This is a genomic window from Chryseobacterium proteolyticum, assembly GCF_046591535.1.
Taxonomy (GTDB): Bacteria; Bacteroidota; Bacteroidia; order Flavobacteriales; family Weeksellaceae; genus Chryseobacterium; species Chryseobacterium proteolyticum.
The window spans coordinates 64773-79511 of the sequence record NZ_JBJLWK010000002.1 but is presented as its reverse complement, the minus strand read 5'-3'; the positions used below and the strand labels follow the sequence as shown (position 1 = coordinate 79511).

The 14739-nt window shown below is 36.9% G+C and carries 14 protein-coding genes; 10 read left to right on the top strand and 4 right to left on the bottom strand.

Features of this window, described 5'->3' with window-relative positions:
* Positions 1 to 6: 6 nt before the first annotated feature.
* Both ACJ5H0_RS06225 and ACJ5H0_RS06220 read right to left on the bottom strand, forming a co-directional pair.
* A complete protein-coding gene (locus ACJ5H0_RS06225; protein WP_172279109.1) occupies positions 7 to 288 on the bottom strand; it encodes a TIGR03643 family protein in 282 nt (93 codons plus the stop codon).
* The gene (locus ACJ5H0_RS06220; RefSeq protein ID WP_411248190.1) at positions 288 to 1766 is read right to left on the bottom strand and encodes a cryptochrome/photolyase family protein; all 1479 of its coding nucleotides are present in this window, start codon (positions 1764 to 1766) and stop codon (positions 288 to 290) included. The genes ACJ5H0_RS06225 and ACJ5H0_RS06220 overlap by 1 nt, the downstream gene beginning before the upstream one ends.
* A 366-nt stretch (positions 1767 to 2132) precedes the next feature.
* Between ACJ5H0_RS06220 and ribA the strand changes: the two genes are divergently transcribed.
* The 10 genes from ribA (at position 2133) to ACJ5H0_RS06170 (ending at position 13355) form a co-directional block, all read left to right on the top strand.
* Entirely contained in the window at positions 2133 to 2723 is a 591-nt protein-coding gene (gene ribA, locus ACJ5H0_RS06215) for a GTP cyclohydrolase II (RefSeq protein WP_273648457.1), read from the top strand.
* A 58-nt stretch (positions 2724 to 2781) separates the two neighbouring features.
* On the top strand, positions 2782 to 4203 hold the full coding sequence (locus ACJ5H0_RS06210) for an SDR family oxidoreductase (protein ID WP_411249484.1): 1422 nt from the start codon (positions 2782 to 2784) through the stop codon (positions 4201 to 4203).
* Between the two features lie 423 nt (positions 4204 to 4626).
* A complete protein-coding gene (locus ACJ5H0_RS06205) occupies positions 4627 to 6885 on the top strand; it encodes a PAS domain S-box protein (protein WP_411249482.1) in 2259 nt (752 codons plus the stop codon).
* Position 6886: 1 nt separating this feature from the next.
* Positions 6887 to 8482, top strand: a complete 1596-nt coding sequence (locus tag ACJ5H0_RS06200; RefSeq protein WP_411248188.1) for a response regulator — start codon at positions 6887 to 6889, stop codon at positions 8480 to 8482.
* 12 nt (positions 8483 to 8494) lie between these two features.
* Positions 8495 to 8851: a response regulator transcription factor gene (locus tag ACJ5H0_RS06195; protein ID WP_172279099.1), complete on the top strand. Its 357-nt coding sequence runs from the start codon at positions 8495 to 8497 to the stop codon at positions 8849 to 8851.
* A 143-nt stretch (positions 8852 to 8994) separates the two neighbouring features.
* Entirely contained in the window at positions 8995 to 9927 is a 933-nt protein-coding gene (locus tag ACJ5H0_RS06190; RefSeq protein ID WP_411248186.1) for a hypothetical protein, read from the top strand.
* Positions 9921 to 10547 carry a glycosyltransferase family 2 protein gene (locus tag ACJ5H0_RS06185; protein WP_411248184.1) on the top strand — a complete coding sequence of 209 codons (627 nt, stop codon included), beginning with the start codon at positions 9921 to 9923 and terminating at the stop codon, positions 10545 to 10547. The genes ACJ5H0_RS06190 and ACJ5H0_RS06185 overlap by 7 nt, the downstream gene beginning before the upstream one ends.
* 40 nt (positions 10548 to 10587) lie before the next feature.
* Positions 10588 to 10899: a glycosyltransferase family 2 protein gene (locus ACJ5H0_RS06180; protein WP_411248182.1), complete on the top strand. Its 312-nt coding sequence runs from the start codon at positions 10588 to 10590 to the stop codon at positions 10897 to 10899.
* Entirely contained in the window at positions 10820 to 11527 is a 708-nt protein-coding gene (locus ACJ5H0_RS06175) for a glycosyltransferase family 2 protein (RefSeq protein WP_411248180.1), read from the top strand. Before ACJ5H0_RS06180 ends, ACJ5H0_RS06175 begins: the two co-directional genes overlap by 80 nt.
* A 7-nt stretch (positions 11528 to 11534) precedes the next feature.
* On the top strand, positions 11535 to 13355 hold the full coding sequence (locus ACJ5H0_RS06170) for an LTA synthase family protein (RefSeq protein WP_411248178.1): 1821 nt from the start codon (positions 11535 to 11537) through the stop codon (positions 13353 to 13355).
* A 6-nt stretch (positions 13356 to 13361) separates the two neighbouring features.
* Here ACJ5H0_RS06170 and ACJ5H0_RS06165 read toward each other — a convergent pair whose 3' ends face one another.
* Both ACJ5H0_RS06165 and ACJ5H0_RS06160 read right to left on the bottom strand, forming a co-directional pair.
* A complete protein-coding gene (locus ACJ5H0_RS06165) occupies positions 13362 to 14339 on the bottom strand; it encodes a YaiO family outer membrane beta-barrel protein (RefSeq protein ID WP_411248176.1) in 978 nt (325 codons plus the stop codon).
* Positions 14340 to 14374: 35 nt separating this feature from the next.
* On the bottom strand, positions 14375 to 14599 hold the full coding sequence (locus ACJ5H0_RS06160; protein ID WP_411248174.1) for a hypothetical protein: 225 nt from the start codon (positions 14597 to 14599) through the stop codon (positions 14375 to 14377).
* Positions 14600 to 14739 lie beyond the last annotated feature (140 nt).

Sequence of the window (14739 nt, the reverse complement as noted above, 5' to 3'; positions counted from 1 at the left end):
ACTCTATTATCTTTTAGAAATTTTATTGTTGCTAATGGTTCTTTGTCTACTGCATTTAAAGCGAATGATATCTTCATTTCGCTTTTTTAAATGTTTTTGACTCACGCCGGAATTCACCCTTGTTCTCCAAAGTTTAAAACTCGATTCTTTTAATTCAGCACGCATTATTTCAATCACTTCAGATTCTCTGATCCCAAACTGAAATGCTATAGCTTCAAATGGAGTACGGTCTTCCCAGGCCATCTCGATAATCCGGTCCCTTTCCCGTATGTTGAAATTTTTATTCATTATTTCAGATTTTCAATAAATGCTTTTGCTCTTTTTATATGCTCTTTCCGTTGCTCTTCCGGCATTTTTTCAAGCGTTCTCAACATCATGCCCAGCCTTGGGTTTTTGGCGAAAAAATCCTTGTTATCATTGATGAAGTTCCAGAAAAGTGAATCCCATTGTTCTGCCCATTCTCCGTTAGGATAATCGCTCATTTTTTTGATGTAATTGCTGCCACTGATGTAGGGTTTCGTACTCATTTTGCCACCATCCGAAAAGGTGCTCATTCCATACACATTCGGAACCATTACCCAGTCATAAGAATCAATGAACATTTCCATAAACCACTGATATACTTCATCAGGATCGAATTGGCAGAGGTTCATTAAATTAGCAAAAATCATCAGCCTTTCGATGTGGTGTGCATAGCCGGTTTTTAGAATTTTCTGAATTGAGCTGTCAATTGGCTGGATTCCCGTTTTAGCGGTATAAAAAGATCCCGGAAGTTTTTGCTTGTGTTTCCAGTAATTTTTATTCCGCTGATGCACACCCTGATAAAGATAAACGCCCCGGACAAATTCTCTCCACCCCAAAATTTGTCTAACAAAACCTTCCAGTGAGTTTACCGGAATATCATTTTCCTTTGCAAAGGAAATGGCTTTTTCCAAAACATTTTCCGCAGTTAAAAGTCCTACATTCATTAATGGAGAAAGAACACTGTGATGCAGAAAATATTCTTTCTCCACGATGCTGTCTTCATAAATGCCAAATTCCGGAAAACGTATTTCCAGAAATTGCTCAAGCCACTTTTCAGCTTCTTTGAAAGTTGTAGGATAAAGCTGTTCATCTGTAAGAATTCCGTAATTTTTTGAAAAATGTTTTTCGGTATATTCTTTCGCCTCTTCATAATATTGATTGTTTTTCGGGAAATATATGAAAGGTGCTTTTTTATTTTTAGGATATTTTCTTCGGTTTTCCGTATCATAGGTCCATTTTCCTCCCAGCGGTTTTCCTGCCTTCATCAGGATATTCCGGGTGATTCTCTGCTGCTTGTAAAAATCAGTCTGATGGTATGATTTCTTCCCTTCAAAGTAATCTTTCAGCTCTTCTTTGGTATTCAAAAAAAGAGAGCTGTCATGAATTTCAAGATCTAATTTGGTTTGTCTTAATCTTTTTTCCAGCCAATTATCACAAACATCTGTCGTTTTTATAGTTTTAAAATGGTCGTTTTCCAGTTTCAGAATTAAGTTTCTGATGTCTGAGTATTTTGATGAACTTTCGATATATTCAACCTCAAAACCGGATTTTTTCAATGTATGTTCATAGAACTTCATTGTCGCACGATGAAAAGCTATCTTCTGTTTATGAAACGCATATTGCCTGAAAAATAAGAATTCCTCTATCAAAAATACCGGCTGATCTTGGATAAGGTAATCAGTATCCTCAAAAAGCTGATGCGGAAAAATCAGTTGAGCGGTATGTTTTATTATTTTAGCCATAATCGTCTGAATTCTTGCTTAGGGTTGTAAAGTTTTGCCTGTTCTCCGGATTAATAGGCCGGTTGTTATTTTAACTCTTGAGAGCCTTGATGGTCTGCATTTTATCAATGCTCAATTTTATTTTATTTCACCTTGTCAAAAAAATTAATTTCGAAAGGTTGTACTTAGTGAAACATTGATCCGGGACTTCTCTTTCATTTATTGTAACTTTTTGGTATTCAATATATAATTCAGTTTTTTTTTCCTGTGTGATATTGGATTTTCCTGCACAAGAAAATGTATTTATCTACAAATTTAGTAAATAATTTTATTTTTATTTAAAATAAAGTATAAATTTGTACTATATGATTTTTTAATTTTTAAATTATGTTGACAATACAAGCGCAATCGAATATTCCAACTGATTTTGGAATGTTTACTGTTTATGCATTTTCAGAGTTCGAAGATGATTGGAATCCGAATCTGGTTTGGGTGGCGGAAAATACAGATTTTAGTACTGCGGTGAATGTGCGTTTTCATTCGGAGTGTATCACCGGCGAAGTTTTTCATTCTAAAAAATGCGAGTGCGGGCAACAGCTGGATGCTGCTATGAAATATGTGCATGAGAACGGCGGAATGATTATTTATCTGCGTCAGGAAGGTCGGAATATCGGAATCATCAACAAATTGAGAGCTTATGCACTTCAGGAAAAAGGCTTTGACACGGTAGAAGCTAATCTGAAACTGGGATTACCGGCTGATGGCAGAAATTTTGATATCGCGATAGAAGTGCTGAAGATTTTAAAAGTAAATGAAATTAATCTGCTGACCAACAATCCTGAAAAGCTGAAATCTCTTGATAACAGTGGAATTAAGCTAAAGAATAGAATTCCGCTGGAAATAGAGTCGAATGAGGTCAATGAAAGTTACCTGGCAAAAAAGAAAGATTATTTCGGACATCTTTTAGAAAAGGTATAATTTTTTCTTTCACCGGCAAACATTGTCAAACCACCAAAGCCTAATCCTATGAAAAAAAATTCTGCTCACCGGCGCAACCGGATACATCGGAAAAAGAATGATCGACGTTATCGCTGCTCAGGGTTATCGGGTTATCTGTTGTTGCAGAGATAAAAATCGTTTTTCCAAAAGTGTCGATATTAACGATAGTCAGGTGGAAGTAGTGGAAGTAGATTTTTTAAAACCTGAAACCCTGGAAAATATTCCGAAAGATATTTCAGGAGCGTATTATCTTATGCATTCGATGAGCAATAGCAATGATTATGCTGAAAAAGAAAAAGAATGCGCTGTTAACTTTTCCAATTTTATTGAGAACACGGAATGCAAACACATCATTTATCTTTCGGGTCTTGTCAACGAAAAAGAATTATCCCAACATTTAAGTTCCCGGTTTGAGGTTGAAAAGATTCTTATGCAATGTAAAATTCCTGCCACGGTCTTAAGAGCCGGAATTATCATTGGATCAGGAAGTGCTTCTTTTGAAATTATAAGAGATCTGGTAGAAAAATTACCCATAATGATCGCTCCAAGGTGGCTTCACACAAAATGTCAGCCGATAGGAATTGCCAACGTTCTTGATTTTCTGATTTTTACATTATTTAAAGAAAAGGCCTATCGTAGAAATTTTGATATAGGTTGTGATAATGTGTTGACTTATAAAGAAATGCTCTTGGAATTTGCTAAAATCAGAGGGCTGAAAAGAAAGATTTTTACAGTTCCTGTAATGACACCCAAACTGTCCTCGTATTGGTTGTATTTTATTACTTCAACATCCTATAATTTGGCTTCCGCACTGGTTGGAAGTATGAAAATTGAGGTGGTATGCAGACCAGAAAGCTTACTGGAAATAAAACAGATTACGGGTGTTCAGCCATTTTCATATGATACAGCCTTAAGAAGAACTCTCGCTAAAATTCAGGATAAGGAAATTATATCAAGCTGGAAGGACAGCTTTATCAGCAGCAGAAGTGATTCCAATCTGAAAAATTATCTTGATGTCCCAAAATATGGATGCTTTACGGATCTAAGAACTGCAGAATACGATGATCGTGAAAAATGTCTGGACCGGGTTTTTTCTTTAGGAGGGACAAACGGCTGGTACGGGCAAAGCCTATGGAAAATACGAGGGTTTTTGGATCTATTGATTGGTGGACCCGGATTACGGCGTGGGAGGACACATCCCGATCAACTTCACGAGGGTGATGCTTTGGATTTTTGGCGTGTTTTATATGCAAACAAAGAAGAAGGAAAACTTATTCTCTTCGCAGAAATGAAACTTCCCGGTGAGGCATGGCTCATGTTTAAAACTTATAAAGGAAAGCTCTGGCAAAAAGCGGTTTTCCGGCCGCATGGACTGACCGGGAGATTATACTGGTATTCTGTCTTACCATTTCATGGGATTATTTTTAAAGGTATGGTAAGGAGATTAGCAAAAGAGTGACTGTTTTAAGTTATCAACTCAAAATGAATATTGTCGCTCAATCTGTGATTACAGCAACGAATTTTAAAATTAAAAACATCGAAGAATGTAATCTTTGCATGAGGTCTTGTGACCTTGATGAGATTGTTATCAAATAATTTTATCGACAATTGGCTCCGATTGAATGAGTTAAACCGGAATGGAAATGTAATAATCGTTTTATCAGATATTTTTATTGAAGATTAAATTTTCCGCAACTGTAATTTTGAATATTTGTAATCGTAATGTACTATTAAATAATATTAATTGAATATACTGACGATGTTGTAAAAAAATAGTTTCCCATAATGATTTTATAACTATATTTAACATAAAACAAAATATTAGTTAATGTTATGGGGAATTATCCAGTGCCTAATAATGAACAGGGGAGAGTAAAAAAAACTGGAACTATTTGATCTTCTGAATCTGCCAAAGGATCCTCAATTAGATATTTTTGCAGAAACTGCTTGTCTGGTTACCGACTGTCCCAGCTCTCTTATTGCTATTATGGAAAGTGATGTCCAGATGATACAGAGCTGTATTGGGATTTCTTTGGATAGTGTGGAGCGTGAAAATACACTTTGCCAGTATTCTATTGCAAACGGAGATGTGTTGGTGATCCCTGATACGCTCGCTGACGACAGATCATCCGGGAATTCTATAATTCTGGAAAGTGGTATCCGTTTCTATGCAGGGGTACCGCTGATAGATGATGAAGGATTTGCATTAGGTACACTGTGCGTTATTGATTTTAAGCCTAAAAACCTCTCAGATAACCAAATAGATACTCTGAAAAAAATTGGAGAAGCTATCACCAATTTATATATCAGCAAAAAAAAGAATAAACAGGCTGAATATTTCCAACAGACCTTTGATATTTCCAATAACCTGATTTGCGTTCTTGATAACAAATTTATCCTTAAAGAAGCAAATTCCACCTTTGAAAAAATATTCGGCATAGCTCCAAAAAAAGCAGTTAATCAGAGTTTTTTAACGATTATAAAAAAGCAGGATGACGATTGGCAACTCAAACTCGAAAGCTTTCTTAAGACAGATGAGGAACTGGTTTTTACTACCTCTACAAAAACTGATGACGCTGGTGCTATAATTATAGAATGGTACCTGAAGCAAAACCATGACCATTCTGAGATTTTTTGTTTCGGCATTAATATTACCCAGCATATCGAAGAAAAGCGCCAGCTTGAAAGTTCCGAACGCCGTTTTAGAAGCTTCTTCGAAAATGCCATCGGGTTGATGAGCATGCATGATATGGAAGGAAATATTCTTGAGGTGAATCAAAAAGGTAGAGAAACCCTGCATTATTCTGCGGAGGAAGTAAACGGTTTAAATCTGAAAGATCTCGTTCCTGAACAAAATAGTTCTTTGCTGGAAAAATATTTAGAACGGATCAATCAGAACAAGGAAGATTTCGGAACAATGATCCTCAAGTCAAAAGAAGGTGAAGAACTGATCTGGATGTACCATAATCTTGTGGAAATTGATAAAGACGGAAAACCGTATGTGGTAAGTACAGCGTTGAACGTAACGGAAAGAATGAGCCTGGAAAGGGATCTTCTTTATGCCAAGAAAATGCTTGAGCAAACGAGCTCGGTCGCTCAGGTGGGTGGCTGGGAAGTCAACCTTAAAAATAAATCTGTAATCTGGTCCAAAACAGCAAAAGAAATCCATAAAATAGATCAGGAATTCCAGCCCGACTTTGAAAATGCAATCGGTTTTTATAAAGAAGAAGATAAACAAAAAGTTGAGTTCTTATTTAACCGGGCTGTTTCAGAAGGTATTCCTTATGATGCGGAATTTCAGCTTGTCCGCAATGATGGAGTTACGATCTGGGTAAGAGTAAAAGGAATTCCGGAGTTTGAAAACGGAGTATGTACCAGGGTGTACGGAATCATTCAGGATATTGATGCTTTTAAAAATATATATCTGGAACTGGAGAAGAAAGAAGCAATGATGCAGTCTTTTGCTACTTATGTTCCCGTTGCAGTAGCGATGTTTGATAAAGAACTTAATTATGTTTCGGTAAGTACAAGCTGGAAGGAAGAATTCAATATGAATAATATGGAGCTGATGGGAGAGAATATTTATACCATTTCTCCTAACGTTCCTGAAGAAAGAAAGGCCATCTACAAAAATGCTTTAGAAGGCAAGGTCTATAAAAATGATGATTTTGCCATTGAAGTTCCACATAAAGAAGGCATCCAACATTATAACCTGGAAGTAGGACCATGGTATCTTTCTGATGGCGTAATAGGTGGAATAATTGTCTCTGTACAGAATATTACCGATATTGTAAAAACTAATGAAGAACTCAAAAATGCAAAGAAAATGGCGGATATTGCAAGCAAAGCAAAGTCAGAATTTCTTGCCAATATGAGTCATGAGATCCGTACACCTCTGAATGGAGTGATCGGATTTTCAGATCTTCTTTTGAAAACTCCTCTCAATGAAATACAGACTCAATATCTTAATTATATCAATGAATCGGGGGAAAATCTACTCAATATAATTAATGATATCCTGGATTTTTCGAAAATAGAATCTGGAAAAATGGAACTCCTTATCGAAAGATCGAATGTTTATGATTTAGTTAGCCAGGTCATCAATGTGATCCTTTATCAATCACAGAAAAAAAAACATTGAGTTGCTACTCAATATTGAACAGGGATTGCCGAAAGTACTTTGGCTTGACGAATCCAGAATGAAACAGATTCTCATTAATCTGTTGGGTAATGCCGTTAAATTTACACATCGTGGCGAAATTGAGCTTAAAGTAGAAAAGCTGAATATCACAGGACAAAATATATCATTAAGATTTTCCGTAAGAGATACCGGGATAGGTATTCCGCTTGAAAAGCAGCAGCATATTTTTGATGCCTTTACCCAGGAAAACAGTTCCATCAGCAAGCATTACGGGGGAACAGGACTGGGACTAACGATATCCAATAATATTCTGGGCTATATGGGAAGCCATCTTTCCCTGAACAGTATACCGGAAAAAGGATCCGTATTTTTCTTTGACATTGAAGTTCCCTATGAGGAATCTGAAGGTATTGAAGAAGAAGAACTGAAAATAGAAAAAGTTCTTATTGTTGATGATAATGAGGCGAACAGGATCATTCTCCAGCACATGCTGGCCTATAAAAATATTGGGTCAAAATTAGCAGCCAACGGGATGGAAGCTTTGCAGATTTTATTGGATGGAGAACATTTTGATGTTATTTTGATGGATTATCATATGCCCATTATTTCAGGGTTGGAAACTATTGAGAAAATTAAGGAATTATTTGCTCAAAAAAATGAAACTTCACCCCTGGTTATCCTTCATACTTCTTCGGAAGAGCATGATGTACTCAACTCTTTCCGGCAAGAAGAAAATTCCTACTTCCTGTTAAAACCTATAAAATCAGAAGAACTCTACCGAACTTTAAAACGTGTAGTACACGATCATGTAAAAGAAATACCGGCAGCTGATGAGCAGGAAGCAGAAAATTTTTTATTTCCACCGCATCTTAAGGTTTTACTTGTTGATGATAACCCTGTGAATATGGTTCTTAACAACAAAATGATGAAATCTTTGATTCCCGATGCTGAGCTTACAGAATCGGTAAATGGACTGGAAGCAGTGGAACAATGTAAAAACAAACATTTTTCGGTGATACTGATGGATGTCCAAATGCCGGTAATGGATGGTATTGAAGCTACTAAACAAATTCGTCTTCTTCCAGGATATCAGGATGTTCCGATCATTGGTGTAACAGCAGGAACCATCATCGGGGAAAAGGAAAAATGCATCATGTCCGGAATGAATGATTTTCTTCCGAAACCCCTGAGACAGTCGGATCTTTTGGAAATGCTAGAAAAATACATCTCCGTTCAAACAATAGAAACCGGAAATACTGTAAAAACTGAGAAATATCTTGATCTGAATCTTCTCAATGATCAAACGGGGGACGATGATGATTTTAGAGCGATTTTCCTGGATCTGGTAATCCAACAGCTCTCTGAGGCGGAAAATAATATAAGAACTGCATCGGCTGAAGAAAACAGAGATGAGTTGAAGAAAGTCCTTCACAAACTAAAAGGTACAGCCGGAACTGCCGGATTGATAAAGCTGGCAGAAACTGCTTTATACTGGGAAAAGAAAGCGGATGAAACTATGGATTTCACCTCTTTACAGCAGGAAATTATCAATGAAATAACAATCGGATTAAATTTAATAAAAGGTTTAATAAAATAAAAACAAAAGACTATGTTGATTCTGATCGCTGAAGACGATGAACTGATTCTAAAAACGATAGAACACAAATTATTAAAAGAAGGGCATGAAGTAATCCTTACCCGTAATGGTAAAGAAGCCATCGAAACCTTAAAAGAGAAAGATGTAGACCTTGCCATCACCGATATCATGATGCCTTTTGCTTCAGGAATAGAAATACTTTCTGCCATACAAACCATGGGAAAGGAGATTCCTGTCATTATGCTATCCAGTATGGGGCAGGAAGAGGTGGTACTAAACGCTTTTGATCTGGGAGCTTCTGATTTTATTGTAAAGCCGTTCAGTCCCAATGAATTGATGTTGAGGATAAAAAGATTTACCCCTAAATAATAGAACGATGCTGCTAACCACTTCTGTACATTTTCTGTTTCTTATCTTCCTTGGGATGTTGTCTCTCGTATTGTTATTGATTACAGGGATTCTTGTTTACAGTTTTTTTTCGGTACAAAGAATCTGTGAGAATCTCGGGGTGGATGAAGGTTATTAATCAAAAAATATCGGAAGTTATTGTTTATGAAGATGAAGAAGTTGCTCTTGATCAGAATTTTGTACTTCTTTCCAGGAGTCCTTCATTTAGAAATCTATTCCTGCAAAAACTGGTAGATTCCGAAAAGAAATTTTCAGGGGCTGCAAAAATTAAAATTAAAAACCTATTTAAAGAATACAATCTCCGGCAGGAAGCCGCTAAAAAGCTTGATCAGAAAAAAACATATCTTATTGCCGGAGGGATACAGGAACTTACGGTCATGAACGCAATGGAGGACCTTCCCAAAATTTCCTCTTTTTTATCCCATCCTTCCGCACAGGTCTACCAGGAAGCGCAATATGCCATGGTAAGCTTTAAAGGTTTTGAAGGATTGGATTTTTTGAGTACCGCTTCGGGGATAATTTCAGAATGGCAACAGCTCCGGCTGCTTCTCTCCATTACCAGCATACCTGAAAACTCAGGAGAAGCTATTGAAGGCTGGCTTAGAAGTTCAAATAGCTCAGTTATCATTTTTACTTTAAAGTTGGTAAGGAAATTTCAATTGCTTTCTTTTTATCCGATGGTGGCCGATCTTCTGGAGCATTCATCAGTTGAGGTCAGAATACAGGCCGTGCATACGCTTTTGTCATTGGAAGATCCCTTGACCATTCAGTTCCTTACAAAAGTGTATCCCAACCAGCCTTATGAAGTCCAGCTTGAAATTCTTCGTGTGATGAAAGTCTCTAAGGATCAGTCCTGTATAGGCTTACTCAAAAAAGAATTATTGGAAAATATCAATACAGGGATTAAGTTGTATGCAGCGGAAGCTCTTGCTGCATTGGGATATAAGGAATACTTATCAAAACTTTCGGAAGATGAAACGTCGTCCGAAGAATTAATTCAAATTATAAAACACGCAGTCCAGGAAAAAGTATGTTAGAATTCTCACACATTATCTATGAAGTTGTTATATGGTTATTCCTGCTGTATGGGACGGCAGTAGTTATTATTTACGGCTGGGTCGGAATATATGCGTTAGGAGCTGTAATACGTTATAAAAAAGAAAATACATTTACCGATTACAGCATTATTGCCGCTAATCCCAATTCGCCTACCTTCAGCCTTCTCGCTCCCGCTTATAATGAGGGAATGACCATTGTAGAAAATGTAAGGTCCCTGTTATCTCTCTATTATCACAACCTGGAAATTATCATCATTAACGATGGAAGTAAGGATGATTCCATGCAGAAACTGATCGAAGCTTATGAGCTTGAAAGAGTGTCTTTTTTTGTACAAGGTACAATTGAAACCAATAGAATAAAAGGCATCTATAAGAGTAAAAACCAGGCTTTTAAAAAGCTTATTGTCGTAGATAAAGAAAACGGAGGTAAAGCTGATGCCCTAAATGTAGGAATTAATGTTTCTTCAGGAAATTATCTGGTGTGTATTGATGTGGATTGTATCCTGGAGCAGGATGCCATTTTAAAACTGGCAAAACCGTTTCTGGAACAAACTGATAAAAAAAATTATCGCCTGCGGAGGTGTGATCCGTCTCGCTAATAATTGCGTTATTGAAGATGGAAAAGTAGTAAGTGTAAATATGCCAAAAACGCTCCTCGGTAAAACCCAGGCGTTGGAATATATCCGTGCTTTTGTTCTTGGAAGAATGGCATGGGCGCGGGCATCGGGATTAATCCTGATATCCGGGGCCTTTGGAGTTTTCGACAGAAAAATAGTTTTGGAATGCGGTGGATATGATAAAACTACGGTAGGAGAGGATATGGAGCTGGTAGTCCGTATGAGAAAGTATATGGAAGAAAAGAATGAGCCTTATGAAGTTCTTACAATTCCTGATCCGCTTTGCTGGACGGAAGTTCCTGAAAGCAAAGATATCCTTAAAAAAACAACGTAACCGGTGGATGCGGGGAACCATCGAAACTTTGTGGAAACATCGGAACATGATGTTTAACCCAAAATACGGAAAGCTGGGCATGGTAAGTCTTCCTTATTGGTTTTTCTTTGAATTTCTAGGTCCCTTGGTTGAATTTTCTGGATATATAATCTTTGTAATTTTCCTTTTATTAGGAATTATCAATTGGCCGTTTTTCGTGATTTTGTTTGCCCTGGTCGTATCGATGGGATTTCTTTACTCTATTTATGGGATTTTGGTGGATCTTGTTAGCTATCAGGTTTATACCAAAAGGAAAGATTTTCTAACCTTGATCGGTACTGCGTTTTCAGAACCGTTTTATTTCCATCCCATCGTGGTGAAAGCCGGGGTAAAAGGATTTATAGATTATTTTAAAAAATCCCACGGTTGGGGTGAGATGACAAGACAGGGGTTTAATCAGAATACCAAAAATTTACCTTTAAAAGAAAGAATATCCGCGATTCTTAATAATGGGTTGAAAAAACTCGGAATGGTATCAGCCGTTTTTTTGCTTTTATTTTTGGTAGGGATCACAGCAGAATGGCTTTGGTACAGATATTCTTTTCCAAGTCTGAATCCTTCTTCAATTGCAGGAAATCTTTTTTTTTGAAAATATTTTGTTTGCGTTTAAACTGATATTTGGCTTTGGAATTATTTATTTAATTATCAATTCCGTAAAAGAGAATTGGGCCAACTTATCAGCACTTGTCCTATTCGGATTGGTGACCGTAGTACAGTATATTCTGTTTTTATATTTCTCTGAGACCCAAAATATGCTTGGGGCAGATCTTTTTTATTACAACAAAGATGAGATCAAACAGATTTTAAGAGCAAGCGGAATGCTTAATTTAAAAAATATTGCACTATTGATCGTTTTGATTGCGATATGTATCATTCCATTATGGATGGCCGTAAAATCCGCTTTGAAGTCGAAATATATCGGGATCGCTTTTTTAAGCCTTGGCCTGATTGCTTTTTTTGTTCCCAATAATATGTTTCAGTCAAAGGAATTAAACCAGACAAATAATACCTTCGGCCAGACAGCTTCAAAGAGTAAATGGAACTATTTCTTTATCTCCAATGAAGAGAATTTTATCAGCGATCACCCGGAAATCGGAGAAATAATTAATGGGGAAGAAAGCTTTACAGCCGATGCTGAAATGCTCGACAAGTCATTTCCTTTCTGGAGAAAAGAGGATACTCCCGATTTTTTGGGATCTTATTTCAACAGATCCGATGAGGTTCCAAATCTTGTATTTATTGTGATGGAAGGTTTTGGACATGCATACACCTCTCCTAAAGGTTATGTCGGAAACTTTACGCCGTTTCTGGATTCTTTGTCTAATAAAAGTTTATATTGGGAGAATTGCCTTAGCTCTGCAGGAAGAACATTCGGAGCCTTACCTTCGCTTACAGGATCACTTCCTTTCGGAAAAAACGGATTTCTGGAAATTGAAAAAACACCGGAAAATTTTAACCTTTTTAATATACTGAAAGCCAACGGATTTGAAACGGGATTTCACTACGGCGGAAATTTGTTGTTTGACGGATACCGAAACTTCCTCGAGTACAGTAAAGTAGATCATATTGTAGACATTGGATCGTATGGAGGGGCTTACAAAAGACTGCCGGCAAACAATGGAGACAGTTGGGGATATGAAGACCAGGCCGTTTTCAGAAAGATGCTGGAAACCCAGAAATTACAGCAAAGGCCTTATTTTAAAATGCTTCTTACCCTTTCCACCCATAATCCGTTTCTGATTAATAACAAAGAATATTATGAAAAACTTTATAACGAAAGGTTGCAATCCAATCTTTTAAATCCGGAGCAGAAAAAATGGGCGGCGGGCTTTAAAAACCAATTGGTTGCTTTGCTTAATGCAGATGATGCTTTGAAAAACTTCTTTGAAAACTACAGTAAACGTCCGGATTTTCAACGTACGATTTTTGTTATTACAGGAGATCATAGTATGCCGGAGATCACACTGGAGTCTAAGATTGACAGGTTTCATGTGCCGTTACTGATTTATTCACCATTACTGAAGGAAACAAAACGTTTTCACAAAACGGCAAGTCACTTTGATGTTGCTCCTTCTATTGTAGCCTATTACAGAAATAATTATAAACTCCGTACGCCATCTACTGTTACATGGGTAGGACGGGGCTTTTCTCCGGATCTTCAACCAGGAAAAGCGGGAATCCCTATGATGCAGAGTAAAAATATGATGGCTGATTTTGTTTCAGATCAATATTATCTTCACGACGGGGAGTTGTTTACCCTTGAAAACTCAGAGGAAGAACCTTCTAATGATGCTTCTGCCCTGAATATGATCAATGGGCGTTTTAACCAGTTTAAAAGGATGAATTCAAGTTTTTATACCACGAAGAAACTAATGCCTGATTCTGTAGTTATTAATTTTATGAAAAAAAATAAATAAAACAGTCTAAAATTTTCTTGTGTAGCCTAGAGTAATATCAAACTGGTTTCCTTTTGTATTTGGAAGGTATTCCTGGTTGTAATACATGGTTCCCACAGAGAATATATTGGATTGTACTGTAAAATTATATTCAGCACCTACTTTAAAAGTTTTAAGCTTAAAAGTTTCATTTTCAAGAAGGTTATTTCGGTTTTCTTCAGGGCTTATTCCCGTGCCGATCTGAAAGCCAATATAATCCTGAGCACTTTTCGTATAATAGCGTACTGTTCCGGTATAGGAATGCGAGATATTTTTGTTATCCGGCGTAATGTAGGTTCTTATATTAAACCAGAAATTCTTGTAATATTTTCCGATAGATGCTGTGTACATCCAGATGCTGTTGCTGAAATAAAGCTGTCTGTATCCGATTTCTCCTTCGAAACTCTTAGGAAGATTAGCATACAGGGATACTCCTGTGCGGTATTTCGGGAAAAGCCCGACATCATTGGAATAGGCACCTCCCACATACAAGTAAAATGTTTTTGATAACCGTGGATAAGCTTCCAGCTCAATCTGGGTACCGTCTTGAGCAAATTTGTTGGCATAATTCCCTCTGATAATCACGGCTCCAATAGGGGTAGCCCTTTTATAGCTGATCCCTACAACATGCCAGTCATCATCAAACTGCTTATCAAAATGGGAATAGTTATAAAGAATGCTTATAGCGTTTTTAGAAGTAAACTCTTTCACTTTTACGGCAAGGCTGTTGGCTTCTGTGTTTTTCGGATCGATGGCTAAAATGGATTTAATGGCTTTTTCGGATTCAATATAATCTTTGTCCGCATAATTTACTTTCGCTTTTAAAAGTAAAAGCGCTTCAGATTGCGGATGAAAAGACAACCCTTTGTCGAGGATCTCTTTGGCCTTACTATACTGGTCATTCCAATATTCTAAGGATGCATAGGCAATAAAGTAATCTTCATCCTGTATATTTTTTTTTTCCAAGCGCCTCAAAAACGGTTCTTGCAGACTCCGGATCCTTATTCCACGTATAAACTCTTCCTAAAAAAAATTGAAATATCGGTATAATCGGGGGCTTTTTCCAGGGCTTGTTTAGCCAATACAATAGAGTTGGTATAATCCTTATTTTCAAACGCAGCAGTTCTTGCTTTTGCAAATAATTCGTCGGCTGACAGATTTTGCTGCGCATGTATTTGTAACGGAAATAATATCAGAAGAACTAAATAGCCAAAATATATTCTCATTGAGGTGAAATTCTTAATCAATATAAAGACGAATTGTATCTTTAACAAATATATTAAACTTTTTTAAGTAATTCATTGTAATTATTTCCATTAAATAAGGGCCGTAAAGTTGATAGGAGCCCTTGTCTCTCCATCTTATT

Excerpts from the sequence above, each read along its gene's own strand:
- ACJ5H0_RS06225 (WP_172279109.1), bottom strand. The coding sequence starts at position 288 with ATGAATAAAAATTTCAACATACGGGAAAGGGACCGGATTATCGAGATG.
- ACJ5H0_RS06220 (WP_411248190.1), bottom strand. The coding sequence starts at position 1,766 with ATGGCTAAAATAATAAAACATACCGCTCAACTGATTTTTCCGCATCAG.
- ribA (WP_273648457.1), top strand. The coding sequence starts at position 2,133 with ATGTTGACAATACAAGCGCAATCGAATATTCCAACTGATTTTGGAATG.
- ACJ5H0_RS06195 (WP_172279099.1), top strand. The coding sequence starts at position 8,495 with ATGTTGATTCTGATCGCTGAAGACGATGAACTGATTCTAAAAACGATA.
- ACJ5H0_RS06190 (WP_411248186.1), top strand. The coding sequence starts at position 8,995 with ATGAAGGTTATTAATCAAAAAATATCGGAAGTTATTGTTTATGAAGAT.
- ACJ5H0_RS06185 (WP_411248184.1), top strand. The coding sequence starts at position 9,921 with ATGTTAGAATTCTCACACATTATCTATGAAGTTGTTATATGGTTATTC.
- ACJ5H0_RS06180 (WP_411248182.1), top strand. The coding sequence starts at position 10,588 with ATGCCAAAAACGCTCCTCGGTAAAACCCAGGCGTTGGAATATATCCGT.
- ACJ5H0_RS06175 (WP_411248180.1), top strand. The coding sequence starts at position 10,820 with ATGAAGTTCTTACAATTCCTGATCCGCTTTGCTGGACGGAAGTTCCTG.
- ACJ5H0_RS06160 (WP_411248174.1), bottom strand. The coding sequence starts at position 14,599 with ATGAGAATATATTTTGGCTATTTAGTTCTTCTGATATTATTTCCGTTA.